Annotated in this window: 25 protein-coding genes; 18 read left to right on the forward strand and 7 right to left on the reverse strand. The window is 57.5% G+C overall.

Annotated features, from left to right (window positions below; all coding sequences use genetic code 11):
* Positions 1–19: 19 nt before the first annotated feature.
* The gene (gene ppsR / locus C7H10_RS14700; RefSeq protein WP_106695469.1) at positions 20–835 is read right to left on the reverse strand and encodes a posphoenolpyruvate synthetase regulatory kinase/phosphorylase PpsR; all 816 of its coding nucleotides are present in this window, start codon (positions 833–835) and stop codon (positions 20–22) included.
* Between the two features lie 132 nt (positions 836–967).
* Between ppsR and ppsA the strand changes: the two genes are divergently transcribed.
* On the forward strand, positions 968–3,340 hold the full coding sequence (ppsA, locus tag C7H10_RS14705) for a phosphoenolpyruvate synthase (RefSeq protein ID WP_072677590.1): 2,373 nt from the start codon (positions 968–970) through the stop codon (positions 3,338–3,340).
* A gap of 49 nt (positions 3,341–3,389) precedes the next feature.
* Complete coding sequence (rraA, locus tag C7H10_RS14710; RefSeq protein WP_058090404.1) at positions 3,390–3,869, forward strand: ribonuclease E activity regulator RraA; 480 nt, start codon at positions 3,390–3,392, stop codon at positions 3,867–3,869.
* A gap of 52 nt (positions 3,870–3,921) precedes the next feature.
* Here rraA and C7H10_RS14715 read toward each other — a convergent pair whose 3' ends face one another.
* The 3 genes from C7H10_RS14715 to C7H10_RS14725 all read right to left on the reverse strand — a co-directional run bounded on the left by C7H10_RS14715 (position 3,922) and on the right by C7H10_RS14725 (position 5,320).
* Complete coding sequence (locus C7H10_RS14715; protein ID WP_061331896.1) at positions 3,922–4,212, reverse strand: PilZ domain-containing protein; 291 nt, start codon at positions 4,210–4,212, stop codon at positions 3,922–3,924.
* Between the two features lie 5 nt (positions 4,213–4,217).
* Positions 4,218–4,886, reverse strand: coding sequence for a TIGR04211 family SH3 domain-containing protein (locus tag C7H10_RS14720; protein WP_061331897.1), 669 nt, complete (start codon positions 4,884–4,886; stop codon positions 4,218–4,220).
* Positions 4,887–5,020: 134 nt separating this feature from the next.
* Positions 5,021–5,320 carry a YciI family protein gene (locus C7H10_RS14725; RefSeq protein ID WP_058090407.1) on the reverse strand — a complete coding sequence of 100 codons (300 nt, stop codon included), beginning with the start codon at positions 5,318–5,320 and terminating at the stop codon, positions 5,021–5,023.
* A gap of 87 nt (positions 5,321–5,407) precedes the next feature.
* Here C7H10_RS14725 and C7H10_RS14730 point away from each other — a divergent pair, with 87 nt between their 5' ends.
* Positions 5,408–6,274 (forward strand): PHP domain-containing protein, encoded by an 867-nt coding sequence (locus tag C7H10_RS14730; protein ID WP_106695470.1) that lies wholly within the window; start codon positions 5,408–5,410, stop codon positions 6,272–6,274.
* Here the strand turns inward: C7H10_RS14730 and C7H10_RS14735 are convergent.
* Positions 6,271–6,813 (reverse strand): YecA/YgfB family protein, encoded by a 543-nt coding sequence (locus C7H10_RS14735; protein WP_106695471.1) that lies wholly within the window; start codon positions 6,811–6,813, stop codon positions 6,271–6,273. The two genes, C7H10_RS14730 and C7H10_RS14735, sit on opposite strands and share 4 nt — an antisense overlap.
* Positions 6,814–6,815: 2 nt before the next feature.
* The gene (gene rne / locus C7H10_RS14740; protein ID WP_106695472.1) at positions 6,816–9,944 is read right to left on the reverse strand and encodes a ribonuclease E; all 3,129 of its coding nucleotides are present in this window, start codon (positions 9,942–9,944) and stop codon (positions 6,816–6,818) included.
* Positions 9,945–10,535: 591 nt separating this feature from the next.
* Here rne and rluC point away from each other — a divergent pair.
* From rluC to C7H10_RS14755, 3 genes are read left to right on the forward strand one after another with little or no spacing between them, the layout of a single operon-like run.
* Positions 10,536–11,612, forward strand: a complete 1,077-nt coding sequence (rluC, locus tag C7H10_RS14745; RefSeq protein ID WP_106695473.1) for a 23S rRNA pseudouridine(955/2504/2580) synthase RluC — start codon at positions 10,536–10,538, stop codon at positions 11,610–11,612.
* Positions 11,612–12,259, forward strand: coding sequence for an HAD family hydrolase (locus C7H10_RS14750; RefSeq protein WP_106695474.1), 648 nt, complete (start codon positions 11,612–11,614; stop codon positions 12,257–12,259). The genes rluC and C7H10_RS14750 overlap by 1 nt, the downstream gene beginning before the upstream one ends.
* A 24-nt stretch (positions 12,260–12,283) precedes the next feature.
* Complete coding sequence (locus tag C7H10_RS14755) at positions 12,284–13,339, forward strand: S49 family peptidase (RefSeq protein WP_106695475.1); 1,056 nt, start codon at positions 12,284–12,286, stop codon at positions 13,337–13,339.
* Between the two features lie 19 nt (positions 13,340–13,358).
* On the opposite strand, the gene C7H10_RS14760 is transcribed toward C7H10_RS14755, so the two are convergent.
* On the reverse strand, positions 13,359–13,961 hold the full coding sequence (locus C7H10_RS14760; RefSeq protein ID WP_106695476.1) for a Maf family protein: 603 nt from the start codon (positions 13,959–13,961) through the stop codon (positions 13,359–13,361).
* A 146-nt stretch (positions 13,962–14,107) separates the two neighbouring features.
* On the opposite strand from C7H10_RS14760, the gene C7H10_RS19430 reads away from it, so the two are divergent.
* The 12 genes from C7H10_RS19430 to putP all read left to right on the forward strand — a co-directional run bounded on the left by C7H10_RS19430 (position 14,108) and on the right by putP (position 24,689).
* The gene (locus C7H10_RS19430) at positions 14,108–14,665 is read left to right on the forward strand and encodes a YceD family protein (RefSeq protein ID WP_106695477.1); all 558 of its coding nucleotides are present in this window, start codon (positions 14,108–14,110) and stop codon (positions 14,663–14,665) included.
* A 30-nt stretch (positions 14,666–14,695) separates the two neighbouring features.
* Complete coding sequence (rpmF, locus tag C7H10_RS14770; protein WP_011785345.1) at positions 14,696–14,875, forward strand: 50S ribosomal protein L32; 180 nt, start codon at positions 14,696–14,698, stop codon at positions 14,873–14,875.
* A gap of 43 nt (positions 14,876–14,918) precedes the next feature.
* Positions 14,919–15,923, forward strand: a complete 1,005-nt coding sequence (gene plsX, locus C7H10_RS14775) for a phosphate acyltransferase PlsX (protein WP_208622842.1) — start codon at positions 14,919–14,921, stop codon at positions 15,921–15,923.
* Between the two features lie 125 nt (positions 15,924–16,048).
* Positions 16,049–16,987, forward strand: a complete 939-nt coding sequence (gene fabD / locus C7H10_RS14780) for an ACP S-malonyltransferase (RefSeq protein ID WP_106695479.1) — start codon at positions 16,049–16,051, stop codon at positions 16,985–16,987.
* A 15-nt stretch (positions 16,988–17,002) separates the two neighbouring features.
* Positions 17,003–17,746 (forward strand): 3-oxoacyl-ACP reductase FabG, encoded by a 744-nt coding sequence (gene fabG / locus C7H10_RS14785; protein ID WP_061331907.1) that lies wholly within the window; start codon positions 17,003–17,005, stop codon positions 17,744–17,746.
* A gap of 132 nt (positions 17,747–17,878) precedes the next feature.
* A complete protein-coding gene (gene acpP / locus C7H10_RS14790) occupies positions 17,879–18,112 on the forward strand; it encodes an acyl carrier protein (RefSeq protein WP_008938713.1) in 234 nt (77 codons plus the stop codon).
* Positions 18,113–18,237: 125 nt separating this feature from the next.
* On the forward strand, positions 18,238–19,485 hold the full coding sequence (gene fabF, locus C7H10_RS14795) for a beta-ketoacyl-ACP synthase II (protein WP_061331908.1): 1,248 nt from the start codon (positions 18,238–18,240) through the stop codon (positions 19,483–19,485).
* A gap of 7 nt (positions 19,486–19,492) precedes the next feature.
* Positions 19,493–20,311, forward strand: a complete 819-nt coding sequence (gene pabC / locus C7H10_RS14800; RefSeq protein ID WP_106695480.1) for an aminodeoxychorismate lyase — start codon at positions 19,493–19,495, stop codon at positions 20,309–20,311.
* Between the two features lie 5 nt (positions 20,312–20,316).
* Positions 20,317–21,378 carry an endolytic transglycosylase MltG gene (mltG, locus tag C7H10_RS14805; RefSeq protein WP_167392915.1) on the forward strand — a complete coding sequence of 354 codons (1,062 nt, stop codon included), beginning with the start codon at positions 20,317–20,319 and terminating at the stop codon, positions 21,376–21,378.
* A complete protein-coding gene (gene tmk / locus C7H10_RS14810) occupies positions 21,378–22,019 on the forward strand; it encodes a dTMP kinase (RefSeq protein WP_106695481.1) in 642 nt (213 codons plus the stop codon). The genes mltG and tmk overlap by 1 nt, the downstream gene beginning before the upstream one ends.
* Positions 22,020–22,117: 98 nt before the next feature.
* Positions 22,118–22,897, forward strand: coding sequence for an AraC family transcriptional regulator (locus C7H10_RS14815; RefSeq protein ID WP_061331911.1), 780 nt, complete (start codon positions 22,118–22,120; stop codon positions 22,895–22,897).
* 301 nt (positions 22,898–23,198) lie between these two features.
* The gene (gene putP / locus C7H10_RS14820) at positions 23,199–24,689 is read left to right on the forward strand and encodes a sodium/proline symporter PutP (protein ID WP_106695482.1); all 1,491 of its coding nucleotides are present in this window, start codon (positions 23,199–23,201) and stop codon (positions 24,687–24,689) included.
* The last annotated feature ends 221 nt before the right edge of the window (positions 24,690–24,910 follow it).

The raw sequence follows: 24,910 nt of genomic DNA on the forward strand, positions 1-24,910 counted from the left end.
AAGTGCTGAGCCACCGGTGTTACCGGTGGCGCTTCAGTCCCGTTGTGACCATGATGCGGGTGGATATCTCCTCAACCGAATAGGCCGTGGTGTTCAGGTAGGGGATGCGCTCCCGCTTGTACATCAGTTCAATTTCCTCGATTTCGTGCATGCATTGCTGAATCGATGAGTAGCGGGAGTTCGGTCGCCGTTCATTCCGGATGGTTGCCAGTCGTTCCGGTTCAATCGTCAGCCCGAAGATCTTCTCTTTGTGGGGGCGCAGAGCCGCAGGCAGTTTCTGATCCTCCAGATCTTCCTCCGTAATGGGGTAATTTGCCGCCTTGATGCCGTATTGAAGCGCAAGGTACAGGCACGTCGGCGTTTTGCCGCTTCGGGAGGCGCCCACCAGAATCAGGTCCGCTTCGTTATAGTGTCGCGTGCGAGCGCCATCGTCGTTATCCAGTGCAAAATTCACCGCGTTGATCCGGCGCTCGTAACTGCTTTCGTTATTGATGGCGTGGGACTTACCCACGGTGTAAGACGACGATGAGTTAAGTTCCTGCTCCAGTGGGCTCAGGAAGGTGCCAAAAATGTCGATCATGAAGCCGTCGGCGGTACTGATGATCTCCCGGATACTGCTGTTAACGATGGTATCGAGAACCAGGGGCGCGGCACCGTCTACCTCCGCAGCCTTGTTGATGCGTTTGACCAGGTCATGAGCCTTTTCTTCATCATCAATATAGGGCACGGTTATACGTTCAAAATCGATCTTCTCGAACTGGGCAAGCAAGGCATGGCCGAGTGCTTCCGCCGTCAGGCCTGTGCCGTCCGAAATAAAAAAAGCGGTTCTTTTCATGGCTGTATCCGGTTTGGTTTTGGCTGATTGCCGGGAGTTGTTCCGAAGCTCCCTAGGTAATTTCCGCAGGTTACAGTATCATACACGCCAGATTCGAGACTCCGCGCTACACAGACTCAAGGGAGACGTGCTTTGGAAGATTACATCATCTGGTTTGACCACCTGGGAATGTCCGATGTTGACCGGGTTGGAGGCAAAAACGCTTCCCTCGGTGAAATGATCAGTAATCTCGCCAATGCAGGCGTTACCGTTCCCGGTGGTTTTGCCACCACTGCCTATGCCTACCGCGAGTTTCTGGCCACCGATGGCCTGAAAGACAAAATCGACCAGGCGCTCGATGCCCTTGATGTAAACGACGTTAACGAGCTTGCTCGTGTTGGCGCCCAGATTCGCCAATGGGTTGTTGATACTCCGTTCCCCGATAGCTTGGATAATGCCCTGAAAGAGGCGTTTGCGAAACTCCAGAATGGTAACGAAGACATGGCTGTGGCGGTTCGCTCGTCTGCCACTGCAGAAGACTTGCCGGATGCCTCCTTTGCCGGTCAGCAGGAAACCTTCCTCAATGTGTCTGGCCTTCAGCAGGTTCGCACCTCGGTCAAAGAGGTGTTTGCTTCCCTGTTCAATGACCGGGCGATTTCCTACCGTGTTCACCACGGCTTTGATCACAAGCTGGTGGCGCTGTCGGCGGGTATCCAGAAGATGGTTCGCAGTGAAACCGCCTCCAGCGGTGTGATGTTTACCCTGGATACCGAATCCGGGTTCCGCGATGTAGTGTTCATTACCTCGTCCTACGGTCTGGGTGAAACGGTCGTTCAGGGCGCGGTTAACCCGGATGAGTTTTACGTGCACAAGCCTACGCTTGAGGCTGGCCGCCCGGCGGTGCTGCGCCGGAACCTGGGCAGCAAGGCCATCAAGATGGTTTACCATTCTGAGCCGGGCGAAGGCCAGTTCGTGGAAACCGTCAAAGTGGAGCAGGAAGACCGTAACCGCTTCTCCATTACCGATGCGGAAGTGGAAGAGCTGGCCAAGCAGGCCATGATCATTGAAAAGCACTACCAGCGTCCGATGGACATCGAGTGGGCCAAAGACGGTGACGACGGCAAGATCTACATTGTTCAGGCCCGCCCTGAAACCGTGAAAAGCCGCGCCTCTGCCAACGTGATGGAACGATACCTGCTGAAAGAGACCGGTAAGGTGCTGGTGGAAGGCCGCAGCATCGGCCACAAGATCGGCAGTGGTCCGGTCAAGATTATCACCAGCATTAACGAGATGGACCGTGTTCAACCCGGCGATGTGCTGGTCACCGACATGACCGACCCGGATTGGGAACCGGTGATGAAGCGCGCTTCCGCCATCGTCACCGACCGAGGTGGCCGTACCTGTCACGCTGCGATCATCGCCCGTGAGCTGGGTATTCCTGCGGTTGTGGGTTGCGGCGATGCGACCGAATTGCTGAAAGATGGCCAGGACGTCACCGTATCCTGTGCCGAAGGCGACACTGGCATGATCTATGAAGGTGCCCTGGACTTCGAGCTACGGGAAAACACTGTGGATTCCATGCCCAACATTCCGTTCAAGATCATGATGAACGTGGGCAATCCGGACCGGGCCTTTGATTTTCAGGCGCTGCCCAACGAAGGTGTTGGCCTGGCTCGCCTTGAGTTCATCATCAACCGCATGATCGGTGTACATCCGAAGGCGTTGCTGAACTACGACGGCCTGCCCCGTGATATCAAGCAGACGGTCGAAAAGCGTATTGCCGGCTACGCCTCCCCGGTGGATTTCTACGTCGATAAGCTGGTTGAAGGTATTTCGACCCTGGCCGCAGCATTTGCGCCGAAGAAAGTGATTGTGCGGCTGTCCGACTTCAAGTCCAACGAGTATGCCAACCTGATTGGCGGCACCCTGTATGAGCCGGACGAAGAGAACCCGATGCTGGGCTTCCGTGGCGCATCCCGTTATATCTCCGAAACCTTCCGCGACTGTTTCGAGCTGGAGTGCCGGGCGCTCAAGAAGGTTCGTAACGACATGGGCCTGACCAACGTTGAGGTTATGGTACCGTTCGTACGCACCGTGGGCGAGGCGGAGCAGGTGGTTAACTTGCTGGCGGAGAACGGGCTCAAGCGTGGCGACAACGGCCTGCGCGTTATCATGATGTGTGAGCTTCCGGCCAACGCGATTCTGGCGGAGCAGTTCCTGGAGCACTTCGATGGTTTCTCAATCGGCTCCAACGATCTGACGCAGCTGACTCTGGGCCTCGACCGGGATTCCGGTATCATTGCGCATTTGTTTGACGAGAGGAATGATGCTGTCAAAGCCCTGTTGTCCAATGCTATCCAGGCCTGTAAGAAGGCTGGAAAGTACATCGGCATCTGCGGCCAAGGCCCGTCTGATCATCCGGACCTGGCCAAATGGCTGATGGACGAGGGTATCGATACGGTATCCCTGAACCCGGATTCCGTGCTGGATACCTGGTTCTTCCTGGCTGACGAGAAGATTGACTGAGCGCGAGTATCTCGGAAAACGCTAACATTTCGGAAAAGGAGAGTAGCAGGTGAGCAAGATCATTACGCCGGATCTGTGCGACGAGTTTCCGGAAGTGCAGGTGGTTGAGCCTGGCTTCAATAACTACGGTGGTGTGCGCCAGTTTGGCGGCGAAATTGTTACCGTGAAGTGCTTTGAAGACAACTCCGTGGTCAAGGAGCAGGTAGGCCTGCCGGGCAACGGTCGGGTAATGGTGGTAGATGGTGGTGCATCCAAGCGCAATGCGCTGCTGGGCGACATGCTGGCGGAGAAAGCCGCAGAGAATGGCTGGGCCGGGCTGATAATTTACGGATGCATCCGGGATGTGGACGAAATTGGCCAGACCCACCTGGGTGTGCAGGCCCTGGGCACGGTTCCCCGGAAGACTGAAAAGCGTGGTATTGGTGACCTGAACATTCCGGTTACTTTCCACGGCGTGACCTTTCACCCGGGGCATTACGTGTATGCCGATAACAATGGCATCATCGTATCCGAGAAGCCCCTGGTTTGACCCGGGGGTGTCCTGGAGAAATAAAAAACGGCGGCCAGAAGGCCGCCGTTTTTTATTGGGTAACTTCTGTGATGTTGACGCCGATCAGATAACCTTCGCCCTCTGGCTCGCAACGAATGACCTCACACACGGTCTCCAGCGGGGGTAGCTGGTTATCTGCGCCTTCCAGGCGGGTTCTGAGTTCACTGCCCACGGCGACAGCCTCGTCAATAAACAGCTGCATGCCCGCGGCGCTCAGGTCCCGGCAGATGCCGGTGAATGTATCGCCCCTGGCATTGGTGATTTCAATGCGGCTGTTTACCTGCATCCGGTGAAAGTCACGTTTTTCCGAGTAGTCTTTCATGGCATTTAGGCCCAGTTGTCGGTTTTTCTTGTTGGTTTGAGCATCGGAATGAGCAGGGCCAGCAGAACACCGCCGAGCACCAGGCCGGCGCCTAGCAGCATGAAATCGGAATCCTTGCTGGCTTCAAGCCGTTCATTCTCTGCCGTCAGTACTTCCAGGTCGTTACGCAGTTTCTGATTCTCCTCGCGCAGCTCCCGGTTGCGTCGCTCCAGGTTGATGGAGTCCGCCGCGATATTCTTGATTCGGGTGAGTTCTTCCTGAAGTTCACCTGCGCGGTTGGAAAGGCTGCTTTCGGCATTCTGCAGGTTGTCACGTTCTTCCGTAACGGCCGACAACTGCTCGCGGACACTCGTGAGCTCCGATCGCGCCTGCTCCAGTTGCTGGGTGGCGCGTCGTAACCGGTCAGCGGCAATCGGCTGGTTGCTGAGATACTGGCTTGAAACCCAGCCTTCAGTGCCTTTGGGAGTTCTCACCTTGGTGTAACCATCGCCTACTTCCAGCACCTCCAGCGGTGTGCCGCTGGGAACCGCGTTTTCAATAATCCGGAACTGGGAGCCGGCTCCGGATCGAACGGGCAGGTAGAGCTTGTCGTCAACCCATACGGTGCGGGCTTGAGCGACGGAAACCGAAGCGATGATAAGCAAAAGGCTGAGAAGAAGACGGAGCGATGTCACGGATTACGTTCCCTGGTATGGTCTATTGACGGTCATTCAAACACGCAATTTTGTCACACAGTGACGGGTATTCAAGCAATCGCGGGTTACAATCCGCTCATGCAGTGCTGTTGTCTGGTTACGCTATCACCAGCTCAGGGCAGCACAACCTTGTAGGGCTTGACGGTAACGGATTGATACACCCCTGCTTCAATGTACGGGTCGGCATCCGCCCACGCCTGTGCCTGTTCCAGTGATTCGAACTCGGCGATGACCAGGCTGCCGCTGAACCCGGCTTCGCCCGGGTCCGGGGAGTCGATGGCCGGGTGGGGGCCGGCTACCAGTAAACGCCCCTCGGCTTTCAGTGCTTCCAGCCTCGCAACATGAGCCGGGCGGGCGGTCATCCGAAGGGCCAGACTGTTGGGGACATCTTCGCTGATAATGGCGTAATACATGGGTGCTCCGGTGCAAATCTCGGTTTGGTTAGGGCCGGATAGCCAACACTGGTACACTGGCGGCTATCGCCCAGTTCAGGACTGTTTGTGACTATACCTCAAGACCCGAAACCGTGCATTGATCTGCATTGCCATAGCACCGCATCCGATGGTGCGTTAACGCCGGAGGACCTGGTCGCTCGGGCAGCAGAGCAGGGTGTCAGCCATCTTGCACTGACCGACCATGACACCATTGCTGGTCTCGCTCAGGCTCGCGCCCGGGGGCAGGAACTGGGGCTGTCACTGATTAGCGGTGTTGAGCTGTCTTGTGTCTGGCGCAGCCACACCATTCATGTGGTCGGCCTGGACTTCGATGAAGCGGATCCGGCCTTTCTGGAGGCGCTGGCGCAGCAGAACGAGAACCGGTGGCAGCGAGCGCGGTTGATTGCCGATAGGCTGGCTCGCCTGAAGGTTGACGGGTTGCTGGAGAAAGCGACAGCCCTGGCCGGAGGCGATGTGCCCGGACGACCGCATTTTGCCCAGGTTCTGGTAGACGCCGAGGTGGTGCCAAAGACCGCCCATGCGTTCAAACGCTACCTTGGCTCCGGTAAGCCCGGTGATGTGAAGGCCTGCTGGCCCGAATTATCTGAAGTGGTGCAATGGATCACTGATGCTGGCGGCATCGCTGTGCTTGCGCATCCCCGAAAATACCGGCTGACGGCAACCCGCCTGCGTGAACTGACAGCGGATTTTCGCCGGGCTGGTGGTCGGGCCATTGAGGTATCGGTATCCGGGCAGTCCAGTGGTGATCTTGGTTTTGTGGCAGAGTTGGCAAGACGGGAGCAGTTGCTGGCGTCTCAGGGCAGCGACTTTCATTTTCCCGGTGCGCCCTGGTGTGAGCTGGGCCGTATCATGAAAATGCCAGAGGGGCTGGAGCCCGTCTGGCATCATTTCAGGCAACCGGTGAGCGCTTAGTCCGGTGCGTGGAACAGCAGGTAGAGGTCCGTCAGTGAATCCGGAATGGCTTCCGCCATGCGACCTGATAACTTCTCATCGTTACGCACGTTCTGGAAGTCCTCGTCCTCGAACAGGCCGGACAGGGTAAGCATCGGCACCATCAGGTCCGCGACGTCTTCCTCGCTGGCGGCATCGAGCCAGGCCTCTTCATTTTCCAGGAAGGTATCAACAAACCCGGCGCACCAGTTTTCCAGTGCGTTCATGGGATCGCCATCTTCCGGTTCGGGCAATTCCAGGGGTTGCCCCATGTCCAGGGCATGGGCCATATCAGAAGCCAATACCTTCACGCAGTGAGCGAAGACCTCCGGTACCTTGCCGTCCGGCAGGGTGTCTGCGCCGGTGGCGAGGCGGAAGATATCTTCCGCCTCCAGGCTGACCGGGCCGATAACGCTGGCACACACCACACCGTGGAACCCGAAGAAATCCAGGGCTTCATCTCCCCAGGGCTCGGCGAACAGTATGTCTTCCAGCGCCTCGATATCCGAATTGGTCAGCATATTCAGTTACTCCCGGCCTTCTTGGCTTCGGCGGCCGCACGCTGGCGCTTACGGACCTCACGTGGGTCATTGTATGCACGGCCCGGAGTGACCGGAACGTCTGGCATTTCGTCCTGTGTGGGGGCGTTCTGCGCATCTTCGGCTTTTGCTTCTGCCTTGGGCTCTGCGTCAGTCTTAGACTCAGCTTCAGGTTCTGCCTGGTCAGCCTTGGCCTCGGGCTCGGGACTCTCTGGCTGAGCTTTTGGTTCTTCACCCCCGGGCTTTTCGGCAGTTTCAGCTTGCTCTGCCTTTTCAGCCTTCGGGGCATTCGCCGTTTCGCTGTTTGCTGCCTTGCTTTCGGTCTTTGAAGCTTCCGTCGCTTCAGCAGGCTTGCTCTCGGGCTTCGGCGTTGCTTCCGGCTTGTCAGTTGGCTCTGCTGCTTTTGCTTCGCTGTCGGTCTTGGTGGCCGGCGCTTCAGCATTAGCGCTATCTGCAGCCTTGTCTGCGGCTTTCGGTTTGCGCTGACGGTTTGCCGGGCGAGCCTTGCGGGGTTCCCTGGGCTCCTTGTCCTTCTCGGCGTTACCGGATTCAGGCGCGTCAGCCGGCTTCGCGGCGTCAGCCGTGGCGTCGGTTGTTTCGCTCGCCTTCTGGCCGTCAGCCTGGTTGCCTTGCTCTGCCGGCTGGGCAGGTTGCTCGGCTTTCTCTTCCGGCACCTTGTCGGCTTTCGGTTGTTCCTGCTTGTCAGCCTTGGGTGTCTCCACCGTGGCCTTGTCTTCGGAGGCAGCGCTCTTCGGTGCTTCAACCTTCTTGGGCTGTTCAACCGGTTGCTGGGCTGGTTGTTGCTTCGCCTCTTCGTTATCGGTCTCTACGCCTTTCTCGGGCTGAGTATCCTTCTGGTGCCTTTCGCTGCGTTCTGCCTTGCGAGCGGCCGGTGTGCTGGCCGGAGACTCGGCAGGTGAGCCGTCGCGATTACGCTGGCGGCGTGGCTTGCGACGTTTGTCGTCACCACCCTGCTTGTTCTCGGCCGGCGCCTTCTGGGCATCTTGTTGCGGTTCGCGATTGTCTTTCTGGTCTTTCGCATCGCGCTGCGGACGATTGCGGTTCTGGTTGCGACCCTGTGAGTCCTTGCGGTTGTCCCGACGGTTCTCACTGCCTTTTGTGTCCGCGCCGCGGTTATCGCCGGCCTTGTCCTGCTGCCCTGAACGATTCTGGGCACCGCGGGACTGGTCATCGTTGCGGTTGCCGCGATTACGGTTGCGGTTATCATCAGCGCGGTTTGGCTGGCCACTCTGGCGGCGGTCGTTTCCGGTGCGATTGCCACCCTGGCGCTGGTCGTCACGGGCTACCCGTGATTTGCGGCGGTCCTGGCGGCCCTGGTTACGACGGTCTCCGGCGCGGTCACGGTTACCGGCGGCTTGTTTGGTGTCGGTTTGCTCCTGCTCACCGCGGAAGAAACAGGCAATTTTCTTGCCGAGCTTGCGGAACAGGCCTTCTTCTGGCTCCGCAGGTTCAGCGGCGGCCTGGGGTGCTGTCGGGGCAGGGGCTGTGGGGCGGATGGCCTTCACGGCAGCCTGCTCACGAACCGGCTTTTCGGTGGTCTGTACTTCGGCGCTTTCTTCTTCCCGCTCGTTGTATTCCTGAGCAACCTGATGGCTGGCAATGTGCTCAGGGGTTGCTTCATCCTGACGCAGACGGATGATCTCGAAGTGCGGTGTTTCCATATTTGGCACCGGAGCAACCACCACGGAAACGCCCTGGCGTGCCTCGATGTCGGCCAACTGCTTGCGTTTTTCGTTCAGCAGGAAGGTAGCCACGGACACCGGCACGATGGCGCGGACTTCGGCAGTCTTTTCCTTGGACGACTCTTCGTAGATCAGTCGCATGATGCTCAGGGCCAGGGATTCAATACCCCGGATAGTGCCCTGGCCTTCACAGCGCGGGCACACTTCGCTGCGGGTTTCACCCAGTGATGGGCGCAGGCGCTGACGTGACATCTCCAGCAGGCCGAAGCGGGAAATCTTGCCGACCTGAACGCGGGCCCGGTCGATTTCCAGGGCTTCACGCATTTTCTGCTCGACTTCGCGCTGGTGCTTGGCGGGTGTCATGTCGATGAAATCGATAACGATCAACCCGCCCATGTCCCGCAGGCGCAGCTGGCGAGCGATTTCTTCTGCCGCTTCCAGGTTGGTCTGCAGGGCAGTTTCCTCGATATCGTGACCTTTGGTGGCCCGGGAGGAGTTGATATCAATGGAGACCAGTGCTTCAGTGGGGTCGATCACGATGGAGCCGCCGGAGGGCAGCTTCACTTCCCGCTGGAACGCGGTTTCGATCTGGCCTTCGATCTGATAGCGGCTGAACAGAGGGATCTCATCCTTGTACAGCTTGATCTTGTTCTCGAAGGTGGGCATCACAGCGCGTACAAAGCTGAGTACATCTTCATAAACGCCGTCGGCGTCGATCAGGACTTCGCCGATGTCCTGGCGGAGGTAGTCACGAACCGCCCGGATGATAACGTTGCTTTCCTGGTGAATCAGGAATGGCGCCTTGCGCTCGCCAGCCGCCTGGGTAATGGCTTCCCAGAACTGTACCAGGTAATCAAGGTCCCACTGGAGCTCTTCGGTGGTACGGCCAATTCCAGCGGTGCGTACGATGATTCCCATGGATTTAGGCACTTGTACGCCGTTCATGGCATCTTTCAGTTGGGAACGGTCATCACCCTCAATACGGCGGGAGATGCCGCCGGCGCGTGGGTTGTTGGGCATCAGCACCAGGTAACGGCCGGCCAGAGAGATAAAGGTGGTCAGGGCTGCGCCCTTGTTGCCACGCTCTTCTTTATCAACTTGTACGATGACTTCCTGCCCTTCAGACAGGACGTCCTTGATGTTGATCTTGCCTTCGATCTGGCCGGGAGACTTCTTGAAGTACTCTTTGGAGATTTCCTTCAGCGGGAGGAAGCCATGACGCTCTGCGCCAAAGTCGACGAACGCCGCTTCAAGGCTGGGTTCTACACGGGTGATCCGGCCTTTGTAAATGTTGGCTTTTTTCTGTTCGCGGGTGCTGGATTCGATATCCAGGTCAAAAAGCCGTTGGCCGTCTACCAGAGCTACGCGCAACTCTTCAGGGTGAGTTGCATTGATCAGCATTCTTTTCATGGAAAGAAAGGGTTCCTGTCGTTTGTTAGTGACAGAAAACCGGGGGGATTCGCATCAGCGAAGCGGGATGTGCGTGCCGCGGGCCCTGTTACAGCAGGGCGGGCCGGCGGCCAGACGGATCAGACCCTTATGGGGCTTGATCCTGTAAGTCTGAGACCACCGCCGACGATCCGCCTGCCTGACAGCAGGGAGAGGTCGAATAGGGTGAGTGTCTGTTGACGCATAATATCCGTTTTCAGGTTCACACAAACTCCTGGGTCTCACGTCGTATTGGTTTGCTGGACGGCCCGGGTTTGCATGGTAGTGATTCTTCGCGATGTCGCCCGACGGTTTTCCGGTCGGTTTTTCCTCTCCCGGAGCAGGCCGCAGCCTCTCTGGGTCTGCCCTGTGGTCCGGGAGTTTGTTTCACGCCGGGCCCGGTAATGATTGGGCTTCGGCGTTCAATCTCTTAATCAGTGTCGGTATACTGCTGCCGCTCCGGCTTCTGACCAGAGTTCGTCAGGCCGTAGACAAACGGCAGAGCACGCCGGAATATAACAGTAAAGCGGTGTTCGTTCAATCCCGCGTTTATCACCCAGTAAAAGGTATCCCATGTCGCGCAAGCCAGTAGCCCGTCGTCAGCCGCCAAAACGCGGCAATCCGTCCCGTGGGGGATCGGGCCGGGCAGGACCGGTGTCCTCTGATGGGCATCGCGGAGAGTTGCCGGCAGGCCAGGTGCAGAAGGGTGTCCAGTGGGTGACGGTGGACGAGGATATGGCCGGCCAGCGGGTTGACAACTTTCTCCTCGCCCGCCTGCGGGGCGTGCCGAAAAGCATTGTGTATCGAATTGTTCGCAAGGGTGAGGTGCGGGTTAACAAAGGTCGAGTAAGGCCGGATTCCCGCCTTCAGGCTGGCGACGTGGTGCGCATTCCGCCGATTGTCCAGAAGAGCAAGCCGGAGTCGCCTACGCCCGGTGATCGGGTGCAATCGGTTATGGAAGCGGCGGTGGTCTTTGAAAATGACGATATGCTGGTGGTGAACAAGCCCTCGGGTATTGCCGTTCATGGTGGCAGTGGCCTGAGTTTTGGTTTGATCGAAGTGCTCAGGTCGGCCCGGCCGCAGGCAAAGTTCCTGGAGTTGGTGCATCGGCTGGACCGGGATACGTCCGGTTTGGTGATGGTGGCTAAAAAACGGTCGGCGTTGCGTTTTCTCCAGGATGAACTGCGGCACAAACGCATTCGTAAGCATTATCACGCCCTGGTGGCGGGCACCTGGCCAGCAGGCATTGGTCGGGTTGATGAACCGCTGCTGCGCTATGAGATGCCGAATGGCGAGCGGCGGGTGAAAGTAAGTCCCGAAGGCAAGGAATCGCTGACGCTGTTTCGCTGTTTGCAGCAATACCAGGGGTACAGTCTGGTGCAGGCGTCGCCAGTAACCGGTCGCACGCACCAGATTCGCGTACACAGCGCCTCGGCTGGTCACCCGATAGCCGGCGATGACAAATATATGGACGATGCCAGTCTCAAGGCATTTCGGGCCATCGGTGGGCAGCGGCTGATGCTTCATGCCAGGGCCCTCGAGTTCACATTGCCGGGATCTGATGAGGCAATGAGCCTCGAAGCGCCGTATGATGAGCCATTCGCCAAGGTGCTCAAAGAGCTTGAGCAGCGTAGCAAGGGTGGTTATTGATGGATGTAAAGGTTGTTATTTTTGACTGGGACGGAACGCTCATTGATTCCGTGGACCATATTGCAGACAGCTTGCACCAGGCTGCAACCGAGCTGGGGTACCCGGAGCTGGAGCGCGAAGCCTATCGGGATATTATTGGGCTGGGCATGATCGAGGCTCTGGAGCGTCTGTACCCGGGGTTGAGTCGCGAGGAAATGATGCGGATTCGGGAGGGTTACGCGGGTTACTTTTTCCAGAAAGTGACCACGCCCCAGAACGTATTCGAGGGTATGGCGGACATACTGGCCGACTTGCGTGGCTCCGGCCGGAGTTGTTCGGTGGCCACCGGCAAGAGCCGCCGGGGTCTGGAAGTGGCACTTACCTCCAGCGGGCTGGGCACCCATTTCGACATTACCCGGTGTGCTGACGAAACCAAATCCAAGCCCGACCCGCTGATGCTTGAGGAAATTCTGGATTTCTACGGTTACCGGCCTGAGCAGGCGGTGATGATCGGTGACACCCGCTACGACCTGGATATGGCTCGCCGTATTGGTATGCCGGCGATCGGGGTTGAGTGGGGAGTGCATAAGCGTGACGTGCTGGAACAGTATGATCCCCATGCGGTAGTGAGTTCTGTTGATGAGCTTCGGCGTACGCTGGGGCTATGATCGTTTGTGGTTAAGGAATAGCGGATGAGTGACTGGGAATCGGATAAGGAGCCGGGCTGGGGTGACAAGCCTGCAGAGCCTGAGCAGAGTGCGCCGGCGCGAAAGCGAGGTTTGTTTGGCAGTAAAGAGCCGGCGTTGCCGCCGGAATCGGGGCGCGACTGGCGACTGATCGAGAAGCTGGTGATGTCGCTGCAGGCAGAGCAGCGTCGAAGCCGTCGCTGGGGGATCTTTTTCAAGATATTGACGTTTGGTTACCTGTTTGCGCTGCTTTTCTTTATACGTTCGCCTCTTGGTGACAGTGTTGATTCTGTTGCCGGTCACCACACCGCATTGGTGGAGGTCAGGGGCACTATTGCCGCAGACGAGCTGGCGAGCGCTGATAACCTGGTGACATCACTGCGCAATGCCTTTGAGGCTGAGCGCTCAAAGGCAGTGGTGTTAAGGATCAATAGCCCCGGCGGCAGCCCGGTGCAGGCAGGCTACGTCTACGATGAAATTAAACGCCTACGGGAAGAGTACCCAGACAAGAAGGTCTACGCGGTTATCTCGGACATCGGCGCCTCTGGTGCTTATTACATCGCGGCGGCGGCTGATGAAATCTACGCCAATCGGGCCAGCCTGGTGGGATCGATCGGCGTTATTGCCGGTGGATTCGGGTTCAGTGAAATGCTGGACAAAATCGGTGTGGATCGCCGCCTTTATACTGCCGGAGAGAGCAAGGCTTTCCTTGACCCGTTCTCGCCTGAGCGCGATGAAGATGTTGCTTTCTGGCAGAGCGTGCTGGAAAACACTCACCAGCAGTTTATTAGTGCCGTAAAAGAGGGCAGGGGTGAACGCCTGGCAGACGACGAGCGGTTGTTCAGCGGTCTGGTGTGGAGTGGCGAGCAAGCTGTTGAGCTGGGGCTGGTGGACGGGCTGGGCAGCACCTCCTGGGTGGCCCGTCAGTTGGTGGGTGAGGAGAAGCTGGTGGACTACAGTCGCCGTCGCTCGCCCTTCCGTGAGCTTGTGGACCAGTTGGGCGTCTCGGTCGGCGAGGGTGTCGCTACCCGTATGTTGGAATCGCGCCTCGAATTGCGTTAACGGCCTGCTACACCCCGGATTATGGTTCGGGGTGTAGCAGTGGGTTGTTACCGAGCCGGATCAGAATCTCGTTCAGGGCAATCAGTGGCAATCCAATCAGGCTGTTGGGGTCTCGCCCTTCCAACCCCTTGAACAGGGTTATGCCTAACCCCTCCATCTTGAAGCTGCCAGCGCAGTCATAGGGTTGCTCTCGGTGCAGGTAGTTGCTGATTTCCTCCCTGGTAAGGTCGCGGAAATGTGCAATAAAGGTTTCGCAGCAGTGTTCGAGAACGCCTGTCCGGGTGTCGAGCACCGCCAGGCCGGTGAGGAAATGCACGCTTTTCCCGCTGCTCCGGCTGAGTTGTTCAAGCGCCCTCTCATGGCTGCCTGGTTTGCTTAACAGTGTGCCGTCCGGCAGGGCGGCGACCTGGTCCGAGCCGATGATGAGTTTTCCGGGGTGCTCCGGTGCAAGCGCCTGGGCTTTTTGGGTGGCCAGTCGAACCGCCAGGGCATCCGGTAGTTCGCCTTGTAGCGGCGATTCGTCGATATTCGGGCTGGCGGTCTCAAAGGGCAGGCCGAGCTGGTCGAGCAGGCGTTTGCGGTAAGGGGATGATGACGCTAGCAAAAGGCCGGGTGAGGTCATGGCTGCCTTATAGAGATGGTGGATTGATGAATCTGTCAGCTTTACCGGTCCATATCGTAAAATACCCCTACACGGAGCGGAACCCCCGACAGAAAGTGGATTAAGTCTTTGACAGAGGCGGGTCGCGCCCCTAAAATTGCGCGCCTATGTCTAAAGCGCCGATCGCCGAACTGCCGAAATCCGTTGACCCTATCCGGTTGGCTGAGCAGAACAGAACACTTGAGGGGGTAGTTCCACTCAGGGGTCTCGCTCGTTTTCGAGAAGCAGTTCCTGGCTTGCAGGATGGCAGTGAATGCCATGTTAAGCTGTCCTTTTATCAGGATAGTGAGCGCCGAAGGGTTGTGTCGGGCGAGCTGTCTGCGCCGGTCACACTGGAGTGCCAGCGTTGCATGACTGATATGCATACGACACTGGAATCCCGTTTTGATCTCGGGTTGGTCATCAACGATGAGCAGGCCCAACGATTGCCGAAAGCACTGGAACCCTTTCTGTTCGAGGACTTCAGCGCAGACTTGTGGGCCATGGTGGAAGACGAGCTATTGCTGGTATTACCACCCTTTCCTCTCCATGAGAGGGACGAATGCCCGGCAAAGGAAGACCTGGAGGCACTGGAACCATCAAACGTTGCCAGTGAGCCAGAGGTAAAGAAAAGAGAAGATAACCCGTTCAGTGTTCTGGCGGGTCTCAAGACGACAAAGCATTAACGTTTTCGTAAATAGGTCAGGAGCATAACCATGGCTGTACAGCAAAATCGCAAGACCCGTTCCAAGCGTGGCATGCGCCGTTCGCACGACGCACTGAGCGCCGCCGCTCTGTCTACAGACGCAACCACCGGCGAAGTTCATCGTCGTCACCACGTCTCTCCGGACGGTTTTTACCGCGGAAAGCAGGTTGTTGAGGCTCGCGACGAGTAAGATCGTCGGGATACCCTTCTGACCCGTGACGCATGGACGAGCGGTGAGTAAACCGGTCACCATTGCTATCGACGCCATGAGCGGTGATCGTGGCGCCGAGGTGGTGGTTCATGCTTCGCTGGAAGCAGTGCGTGAAAATGAGGCCTTGAGTCTTGTTCTGGTGGGAATCCGGAGCGAGCTCGAGGCCTTGTTGGTTGATGGGCACGAACGGATTCGCATCGTTGAGGCGGCGGATGTGGTACGCATGAACGAGCGCCCTTCCCACGCCATTCGTCATAAGAAAAACTCCTCCATGGCTATTGCGCTCGGGCTTGTCCGGGACGGCGAGGCCCAGGGGTGTGTCAGTGCTGGCAATACCGGCGCCCTGATGGCGTTCGGCCGGTCGATTATCCGCATGTATCCCGGTATTGAACGGCCGGCCATCGCCAAACTTATTCCTTCCCTCCGTGGCCGTTGCCACGTTCTGGATCTCGGTGCGAATGTCGATTCCACGGCGGAGAACCTGTATCAGTATGCGCTGATGGGGTCGCTCATGGCCTCGGCCATTTGTGCCCAGCCTGAGCCTCGTGTTGCTTTGCTTAATGTTGGCGAGGAAGAGATCAAGGGCAACGAGCAGGTTCGCCTTGCCTCCCATATGTTAGCCCAATGCGACACCATCAATTACATTGGTTATGTCGAGGGCAGTGACCTGTTTCGGGATGTCGCCGATGTAGTAGTCTGTGACGGTTTTGTCGGCAACATTGCATTGAAAACCGGCGAAGGTGTCGCCGGGTTGCTGATCGAGCTTCTTGAGCAGGCATTTACCCGCTCGCTTTATGGTCGCTTTGTGGGCTGGTTGGCAAAACCGATTATTGGCCGCCTTCTTCAGTTGATGGACCCGTCCCGTCATAACGGTGCGAGCCTGCTTGGGCTCCAGGGTGTGGTCATTAAAAGCCATGGCAATGCCAACGAGCGCGCCATGCTGGCCGCTATTCGCCAGGCCGTTCGGGAAGTGGAGCTCGAAGTGCCACGAAGGATCAACGAAAGACTCGATGATCTGATGTTATGATGCCTGTCCCGGTCGGGTCCCGACTAAAGTAGACCCGCATTTTCAGGGTTAATCGCGGATAATTGGCCTGAATTGTACTATTGGCTAATCTCCAGTAACCCATCAATGACGATAAGATTCCGCTTATGAAATCAGCGTTTATTTTCCCCGGACAAGGCTCCCAATCGGTCGGCATGCTTAAGGATGCTGCCGAGGCGTGGCCAATGATCAGCGAAACCTTCGATGAGGCGTCTAACGTTCTTGGTTACGATCTCTGGCACCTGTGCCAGCACGGTCCCGCTGAAGAGCTGAATCAGACCATGGTTACCCAGCCGGCCCTGTTAACCGCCAGTGTTGCCCTGTGGCGCCAGTGGTGTGTCTCGGATGGGCCACGTCCTGATTTCGTCGCAGGTCATAGTCTGGGCGAGTACAGCGCGCTGGTGGCCGCGGAAAGTCTGGACTTCATTGAAGCAGTCAAACTGGTTCAGCTTCGTGGCGAACTTATGCAGGATGCTGTCCCTGCCGGTGAAGGTCGCATGGCTGCTATTCTGGGGCTCGAAGACGCAGACGTTGCTGCGGCCTGTGAAGAGGCGGCCCAGGGCGATGTGGTGGCTGCGGTGAACTTTAACGCCCCGGGGCAGGTGGTTATTGCCGGCTCCGCCGCTGCCGTTGAGCGGGCTATTGAAGCCTGTAAGGGCCGCGGGGCGCGGAAGGCGATGCCGCTGCCGGTGAGTGTGCCGTCCCATTGTGCCCTGATGAAAGGTGCTGCCGAACAGTTGGCCGAAGCCCTGGAAGATGTCCGGTTTAACGATGCTGTCATCCCGGTGGTCCAGAATGTGAATGCTACTGTTGTCAAAGACGCAGACACGCTCAAGAGCAATCTGCTGAAGCAGCTATACTCTCCTGTGTTGTGGACGGACTCGATCCGCACGCTCAGTGATGAAGGAGTGACGGTTGCGGTTGAATGCGGTGCTGGTAAAGTGCTTGCCGGGTTGATCAAGCGGATTGAGCGCGGTTTGCCGGTGCACGGTATTGAAGATCCCGATTCTCTGGCCGGCGCCCTGGCGGCATTCGGCCAGTCCTGATAAACGGAGTTGTTTATGTCTTTGGAAGGCAAGGTTGCGCTGGTTACCGGTGCAAGCCGTGGTATTGGGAAAGCCATTGCCCATGAGCTGGCCCGGCAGGGTGCAGAAGTCATTGGTACCGCGACCAGTGAAGCCGGCGCAGAGGCCATCACCAGTGGACTGAAAGAAGCCGGCTACCAGGGTTATGGCATCGTGATGAACGTAGCCGAACCGGAAAGTATTGAAGCGGGCCTGAAGCAGTTGACTGAACAATCCGGTGCGCCTGCGATCCTGGTCAACAATGCCGGTATCACCCGTGATAACCTGCTGATGCGTCTGAAAGACGATGACTGGGCTGCCGTGCTGGAAACCAACCTTTCCAGTGTGTATCGCACCAGTAAGGCGGTGCTTCGCGGCATGGCCAAGGCCCGTTGGGGCCGGATTATCAACATCAGCTCGGTGGTGGCCGGTATGGGCAACCCCGGGCAGGGTAATTATTGTGCAGCCAAGGCCGGGGTGGAGGGTTTCACTCGTAGCCTGGCGAAAGAGATGTCCAACCGTGGCATTACCGCCAATTGCGTGGCGCCCGGTTTTATTGACACGGATATGACCAAAAAACTGGACGATAAGCAGCGTGAGGCTATGCTGGAAATCATACCGGCTGGTCGCCTCGGGTCACCGGAGGAGGTTGCCTCGGTGGTGGCGTTCCTGGCATCGGAAGGCGCTGCTTACGTTACCGGAGAAACCATTCATGTGAATGGCGGCATGTACATGGGTTAAGCCCGTTGCGGGCTGATGTGCAACCCCTTGTCGCACAACATGTTTGACAGAATCCCTGCTTGTTTGCAGGTAGGGTTTAAACTAAACTGGCAGCCATAGAGTTGCTTGGTTGACACATAAAGTGAGGACATTATGAGTACAGTTGAAGAGCGCGTTAAGAAGATTGTTTGTGAACAGTTGGGCGTGAAAGAGTCCGAGGTTCAGAACACATCTTCTTTTGTAGAGGATCTTGGCGCTGACTCACTGGACACTGTTGAGCTGGTTATGGCCCTGGAAGAGGAATTCGAGACTGAAATTCCTGATGAAGAGGCCGAAAAGCTGGGCACGGTTCAGGACGCGATCGACTACATCGTCGCGCACACCTGATACTCTGCTGATCAGATAGCCAGGCTAAAGCCGTCCTTTGGGGTTGATGAAGGACGGCTTTTTTATTGGTGGAACGAAAGTCTCAGTGTTTGGATGTTACACGGAATAATCGGGTGAACAGGGTTATGAGTAAACGACGGGTTGTTGTCACGGGCATGGGAATGCTGTCTCCGGTGGGGAATGATGTACAGTCGTCATGGGCTGCCATCCGGGCAGGGCGCAGCGGTATCGGGCTGATTGATAGGTTTGATGCAACTGACTATGGCACCCGTATTGGAGGTGCGATAAAGGATCTTGATATTGAACCCTACCTGTCCAGCAAGGAGGCGCGCAAACTGGATGCCTTTATCCACTACGGACTGATTGCTGCCCAGCAGGCGGTGGACGACAGTGGCCTGGAGCAGTTTGGCGATCTCGACAAGGAGCGGGTTGGTATTGCCATCGGATCCGGCATCGGTGGCCTGGAGTACATCGAGAAGAACGTGATCCAGATGGAGAAATCCGGCCCCCGTAAGGTGTCTCCGTTTTTTGTGCCCGCCTCGGTTATCAACATGATCTCTGGCAATGCTGCCATTCGCTTTGGGTACAAGGGGCCGAATATTGCCATTGTCACCGCCTGCACCACAGGTACCCATAATATTGGCTACGCTGCCCGGACCATCGCCTATGGCGATGCGGATGTCATGCTGGCTGGTGGCTCGGAAATGGCAACAACCCGCTCTGGCGTGGCGGCCTTTTCGTCGGCCCGTGCTTTATCAACCCGTAACGATGAGCCAGAAAAAGCCAGCCGTCCGTGGGATAAAGGCCGTGACGGTTTCGTATTGAGTGACGGTGCCGGGGTGGTCGTGCTGGAAGAGCTGGAGCATGCTCGCGCTCGCGGAGCCACCATCTATGGAGAGGTGATCGGTTTTGGTATGAGCGATGATGCTCATCACATCACGGCGCCGCCCGCCAGTGGCGAAGGTGCCGGCCGGTCCATGGTCAACGCCATCCGTGACGCAGGTCTGCAACCGGAACAGGTCGACTACATCAATGCCCATGGCACCTCCACCCAGGTCGGGGATGTAGCGGAAGTGGCAGCGGTCAAGTCGGTGTTTGGTGCGCACGCACACAAGCTTGCCATGAGCAGCACCAAGTCTATGACCGGCCACTTGCTGGGGGCCGCTGGCGCTGTCGAAGCCATTTTCTCGATACTGGCCGTGCGTGACGGGGTTTTGCCGCCGACCATCAATCTGGACGAGCCAGACGAGGGCTGTGATCTGGACCTGGTGCCGCATAAGAGCCGAGAGGCGGACGTCCGGATTGCTCTGTCGAATTCGTTCGGTTTTGGCGGCACCAACGGCACGCTGATTGTAAGTCGTTACGAAGACTGACCCTACTGTGTTTGATCTGTATTGGGCTGAAGACGGTGGTGTTCCACCGGGAGACCGGGGCCTTGCCTACGGCGATGGTCTGTTCGAGACCATTGCCATCATGGGCGGTAAGGCCAGCCTGCTGGGTTATCATCTTGACCGGATGGTCCGTGATGCCGGCCGGCTTGCCATCCCGGTGGCGCGCCCGGAACTTGAGGCAGCCTGCGCTCGCGCCCTGGAACGATATTCCGGCCTGTACCCGTCCTTAAACTGGGTGCTCAAGCTGACCCTCACCCGTGGTTCGGGTGGGCGGGGCTACCGCCCGGAGCCCCGCATGAAGCCGTCTCTCATTGTGTCCCATTCCGCTTTCCCCAGTGTTCCCGGGCCGGAAGGTGTGGTGGCCGACTTCTCCCGTGTTCCGCTGACAGTGAACCCGCTTCTGGCCGGGATCAAGTCGTTGAACCGACTTGAGCAGGTGATGGCGGCCAGGGAACTTCAAGGGGATGTCTTTGAAGTGCTGATGAGCAATCGTGATGGCCATGTGGTGGAAGGCACCCGGACCAATCTGTTCATGCTGTTTGAAGACGTATGGCTGACACCGCCCGCTTCAACCCTGGCGGTTGCGGGTGTGATGCGTCGTTACGTGCTTGACCGGCTGAGAATCGCCGGCCACGAATTCCGGGAGATGCCACTGACGCTTGATACACTGTTGGGCGGCGGCTGTCAGGGGCTTTGGCTCAGCAACAGTGTTGTCGGGGTGGTGCCGGTTCGCAATCTGGCCGGGCACGATTTGCCTGTTGACCAGCGACTTGCGACAATCGTCGGTTCACCGGCAAGACTGGATTGATTCGCGTGTTCAAGAAGTTACTGATCGTTGTTGTTGCTGTATTCGTGCTCGCTGCTGCCGGCGGTGGCTTGTGGGCCTGGCAGGGTTTGCAAACCCTGAAGCAACCCGTCGCACTGGACGAGCCGGTGCTGTTTAACGTGCCGGCAGGCACAGGGTTCAGCCGGGTGGCACGGCAGCTGGAGAATGAAGGCTATGTGTCGGATGCGCTCTGGCTCAGGCTCTATGGCCGCCTCTATCCGGACCAGACCAGGATCAAGGCGGGTGACTATGAATTCTTGCCCGGCATGACACCAGTGGCCATGGTAGATGCCATGGTCGAAGGTAAGGTAAAGCTTTGGTCGGTCCAGTTTATCGAAGGCTGGACGTTCCGCGACATGCGTGCTGCGCTGGCGCGTTCTGAGCGGCTCAAAAAGGTCACCAGTGACTGGACTGATGAACAGGTCATGGCGGCGGTTGGCGCGGAAGATCAGCATCCTGAAGGCTGGTTTTTTCCGGATACCTACATGTTCAGCTCCAGTGAGTCTGATCTGGATATTCTCAAGCGTGCCCACAATCGTATGGTGAGCGTGCTTGAGGAAGAATGGCAGAGCCGGGCCGAAGGTTTGCCCTACGATACCCCTTATGAAGCCTTGATCATGGCTTCTATTGTTGAGCGGGAAACTGGTGTGCCCTGGGAGCGTGGGGAAGTGGCGGGCGTGTTTGTGCGGCGACTGCAAAAAGGAATGCGGCTGCAGACCGATCCCACCGTTATCTACGGCATGGGGGACCAGTACCAGGGGCGTATTCGCCGCAGCGACCTTCAGACCTACACCCCCTATAACACTTACCGAATCAACGGTCTTCCGCCCACACCGATTGCGCTGCCCGGGCGGGACTCTGTGCACGCCGCTTTGCATCCGGAGGACGGCGATACCCTCTACTTTGTTGCCCGTGGTGATGGTAGCCACAAGTTCTCCCGAACCCTGGCGGAGCACCAGAAGGCGGTCAGGGAGTATCAGTTGAATCGCCGTGAGGGCTACCGCTCGTTTCCGGCACCGGGAACCCTGAACAACAGCCGGGAAGAATGATGCACAACAGAGGCCGTTTTATTACCTTCGAAGGCACCGAGGGCGTTGGCAAATCCACACAACTGGAAAACGCTGCGAACACCCTCAAGGACCTCGGCATCGATTTTATCGTTACCCGAGAGCCCGGTGGCACGCCTATGGCGGAAAACATCCGGGAGTTGTTGTTGTCGCCCCGGGAGGAGCCGGTTCATGAAACCACAGAATTGCTGTTGATGTTCGCAGCGAGGGCCCAGCACCTGCATAACCGGATTCTTCCGGCCCTCAACAAGGGGCAGTGGGTACTGTGCGACCGCTTCACCGATGCCACCTTTGCCTATCAGGGCGGCGGCCGGGGTGTGCCCGCCGAGCGTATCGCGTTGCTGGAAACCCTGGTTCAGGGTGAGGTACGGCCAGACCACGTCATCCTGCTGGATGCGCCCGTGGAAACCGGTATGGCCCGGGCGAAAAAGCGGGGAGAGCTCGACCGATTTGAACAGGAAACCCTGGCCTTTTTCCAGCGCATTCGCGATACCTACCTGGCGCGGGCTACGGCGATGCCTGGCAACTACCATGTGGTTAATGCAGCATTGCCGCTGGAGCAGGTATCGGCCAGTGTGTCGGCGTTGTTGGCTGCCCTGGTTAAAATGGCGGAATCCGCCTGATTAACCGGAGTACGGCCATAGTTGCGTCGATTTCGTGCACTTTTTGTAATGTTCTGCTTTAATTGATGTACATTCTCAGTTAACGGCCGGCAGCATTAATGCTCAACGCAAAACTTCTCAAGCTTCCCATCGCCGCTCACCAGCATCGGCACGAACACCACCAGATTGTCATCGGGGTGAGGGGAGAGGCTGAGTTGAGTGTCGGTGGCACCGGGGCTCACCTGGATACCTGGAAAGCCTGTGTTGTGCCCACTGAGGCAAGCCACGATTACTGTGGCGATGATCAGAACCACGTTCTGGTGATCAATCTTGACCCGCTCACCCCCGCTATCAATACGCCGGCCCATGCGGATTACGAACGGATGATGCGGTTTTTCGAGAAGCCGCGCACCCTGCAGATGGACAGCCGGTTACAGGGGCTGGTCCAGTTTACCGCCGGTGAATTTGACCGCGCGCCAGACAACCTCACCCTGCAGCAGCATCTGGCTTCGAGTATTCTTTACTGCATGGCGGACCGCATTGTGGACCGTCAGGTCCAGTCTTCCAGCCGGGCAAGCATCAGCCCAGAGGTGATCCGACGTTATATCCTGGCCAACCTGCATCGAAAAATTACTGTCGAGGAAATGGCCAGTGAGGCGTGCCTCAGTGTCAGTCGATTCCATGAGGTTTTTCGGGAGGTGGCGGGCATAACCCCTCATCAGTTTCTGCTGCAGACCCGCCTTGAGCAGGCCGCTCACCTGCTTGCTTCATCGTCTCTCTCGGTGTCGGAAATAAGCTACCGAACCGGGTTCTCCTCCCAGAGTGCCTTGACCAATGCGTTGCGCAAATACAAGGGCACAACACCCTCCAGATTGCAGATTAATGAAAGTGTTGCCTGAACTGGGCGGTAAATTCGGTAGTCCCGTAGGATTATGCAAAAGAATCGTAGGATTTTGTAAGCCGTAGGTCCGTAGTAATACTAACTTAATGCATCTGTAGAATCGCACTTTTTGCTCGGCAATCCTGGTCGTAAAGGTGTGAATAATAACTATAGTGAAGGAGTGGCTGTGCGGGGGCTTGCCTCGCTCCAATTCGGATGGATTTTGGGTAAACAAGAACAACGGCCAGTCAACCAACAGTGATGTGGTACCTGTGCCTTAAGAGCGGACTCAGTCCGACTCAATAAACCGGAGGAGCCTTATGGCTATTGGCGTTTGGATCAGTCTATTTGCGTATTTTGCGATTATGATCGGCATTGGCGTTTACGCCATGCGGAAAGCCTCGGCGACAGCTGAAGATTATATGTTGGGTGGACGTGGGCTCAGCCCCAAAGTAGCGGCCTTGTCGGCCGGTGCTTCCGACATGAGTGGCTGGCTGCTTCTGGGCTTGCCCGGGGCGTTGTTTGTTACCGGCCTGGCGGACGCCTGGATCGGTATCGGCCTGTTTGTGGGCGCGTTCATCAACTGGGTGATTGTTGCACCCAGATTGCGTGAACAAACTGTTCACTACGGTAATGCCCTGACCATACCGGCCTTCCTGGCCAACCGATTTCCAACCAAAGCATTGCCGCTGCGCACGGTATCGGCGATTGTTATTGTTGTTTTCTTCGCGGTTTACACCTCCTCCGGCTTGGTTGCCGGCGGTAAGCTGTTCGAAAGTGCTTTTGCGGGCATCTTTAATTTCGGCGGGTTAAGCGACTACGGCGTGGGCATCGTGATCACATTGGGTGTGGTTCTGGCGTACACCGTGGTTGGCGGCTTCCTGGCGGTGAGCATGACCGACTTTGTACAGGGCTGCATCATGATGCTGGCTCTGGTGTTGATGCCGGCAGTGGTATTGTTTGGTGAAGGCGGCGGCGGTTTCGCTCAGGCGTCTCAAACCCTGAACAGCGTTGACCCAACGTTGCTATCGTGGACCGAAGGATTGACACTGATTGGTTGGCTCTCGGCCGTAGCCTGGGGTCTGGGTTACTTCGGCCAGCCGCACATCATTGTGCGTTTCATGGCGATCCGCACCGTGCACGAAGTGTCTGTGGCCCGTAACATCGGCATGTCCTGGATGGCCATCTCCCTGATTGGCGCCATCTCCCTGGGCGTTTTCGGTCGGGCCTATGCTATCCGTAACGGTATGGACGTGGCGGACCCGGAAACCATTTTCATCATCCTGGCGGACCTGCTGTTCCACCCGTTGATCACCGGTTTCCTGTATGCGGCTCTGCTGGCAGCGGTTATGAGTACCATCTCCAGTCAGCTGTTGGTGGCTTCCTCATCCCTGACCGAGGATTTCTACCGCCTGTTCCTGCGTAAAGAGGCTTCCGACAAGGAGTGTGTGAACATCGGCCGTGCCTGTGTTGTTGCGGTGGGTCTGGTTGCAGCGCTCATTGCTTCTGATCCCAACTCTCAGGTTCTGGCGTTGGTCAGTAACGCCTGGGCAGGCTTTGGTGCCGCCTTCGGCCCGCTGATCATTCTCGGCCTGACCTGGTCACGTACCAACGGTGCCGGTGCACTTGCTGGTCTGATCGTGGGTGCTGTCACGGTAATGGCGTGGATTGCTCTGGGCTGGAACGGCAGCTTCATGGGTGGCCCGGGCGTCTATGAAATCATCCCAGGCTTCATCGCCGCCTTCATCGCTATCGTAGTAGTCACCCTGGCTACCAGCGATGCTGGAGAGTACCAGCATATCGAGCGGTAACAGCAGTCACTGATACTATTCAGTGATCTGATAAGGGCTCCCTGCGGGGAGCCCTTTTTTTGTACCTGAAAACTGCACATGGTTCAGCGCTGGCGGCGGGGTGGGGGAGTCTTTTCTGCAGGGAAAAAGATGTTTGAGCGAAGCGAGTTGTTTTTCCCGGAAGAAAAGACTCCCCCACCTCGCGGCCAGCACACTCCGAAACCTGAATGCCAGAGACAGCC

Origin of the sequence: Marinobacter shengliensis (assembly GCF_003007715.1) — a bacterium.
In the GTDB taxonomy this organism is placed as follows: Bacteria; Pseudomonadota; Gammaproteobacteria; order Pseudomonadales; family Oleiphilaceae; genus Marinobacter; species Marinobacter shengliensis.

Bases quoted from the DNA above. Each gene is read 5' to 3' on its own strand.
- ppsR (WP_106695469.1), bottom strand. From the start codon at position 835: ATGAAAAGAACCGCTTTTTTTATTTCGGACGGCACAGGCCTGACGGCG.
- C7H10_RS14715 (WP_061331896.1), bottom strand. From the start codon at position 4,212: ATGAAAGACTACTCGGAAAAACGTGACTTTCACCGGATGCAGGTAAAC.
- C7H10_RS14725 (WP_058090407.1), bottom strand. From the start codon at position 5,320: ATGTATTACGCCATTATCAGCGAAGATGTCCCCAACAGTCTGGCCCTT.
- C7H10_RS14735 (WP_106695471.1), bottom strand. From the start codon at position 6,813: ATGCTGACCAATTCGGATATCGAGGCGCTGGAAGACATACTGTTCGCC.
- rne (WP_106695472.1), bottom strand. From the start codon at position 9,944: ATGAAAAGAATGCTGATCAATGCAACTCACCCTGAAGAGTTGCGCGTA.
- rluC (WP_106695473.1), top strand. From the start codon at position 10,536: ATGTCGCGCAAGCCAGTAGCCCGTCGTCAGCCGCCAAAACGCGGCAAT.
- C7H10_RS14750 (WP_106695474.1), top strand. From the start codon at position 11,612: ATGGATGTAAAGGTTGTTATTTTTGACTGGGACGGAACGCTCATTGAT.
- C7H10_RS14755 (WP_106695475.1), top strand. From the start codon at position 12,284: ATGAGTGACTGGGAATCGGATAAGGAGCCGGGCTGGGGTGACAAGCCT.
- C7H10_RS14760 (WP_106695476.1), bottom strand. From the start codon at position 13,961: ATGACCTCACCCGGCCTTTTGCTAGCGTCATCATCCCCTTACCGCAAA.
- C7H10_RS19430 (WP_106695477.1), top strand. From the start codon at position 14,108: ATGTCTAAAGCGCCGATCGCCGAACTGCCGAAATCCGTTGACCCTATC.
- rpmF (WP_011785345.1), top strand. From the start codon at position 14,696: ATGGCTGTACAGCAAAATCGCAAGACCCGTTCCAAGCGTGGCATGCGC.
- fabD (WP_106695479.1), top strand. From the start codon at position 16,049: ATGAAATCAGCGTTTATTTTCCCCGGACAAGGCTCCCAATCGGTCGGC.
- fabG (WP_061331907.1), top strand. From the start codon at position 17,003: ATGTCTTTGGAAGGCAAGGTTGCGCTGGTTACCGGTGCAAGCCGTGGT.
- acpP (WP_008938713.1), top strand. From the start codon at position 17,879: ATGAGTACAGTTGAAGAGCGCGTTAAGAAGATTGTTTGTGAACAGTTG.
- fabF (WP_061331908.1), top strand. From the start codon at position 18,238: ATGAGTAAACGACGGGTTGTTGTCACGGGCATGGGAATGCTGTCTCCG.
- tmk (WP_106695481.1), top strand. From the start codon at position 21,378: ATGCACAACAGAGGCCGTTTTATTACCTTCGAAGGCACCGAGGGCGTT.
- C7H10_RS14815 (WP_061331911.1), top strand. From the start codon at position 22,118: ATGCTCAACGCAAAACTTCTCAAGCTTCCCATCGCCGCTCACCAGCAT.
- putP (WP_106695482.1), top strand. From the start codon at position 23,199: ATGGCTATTGGCGTTTGGATCAGTCTATTTGCGTATTTTGCGATTATG.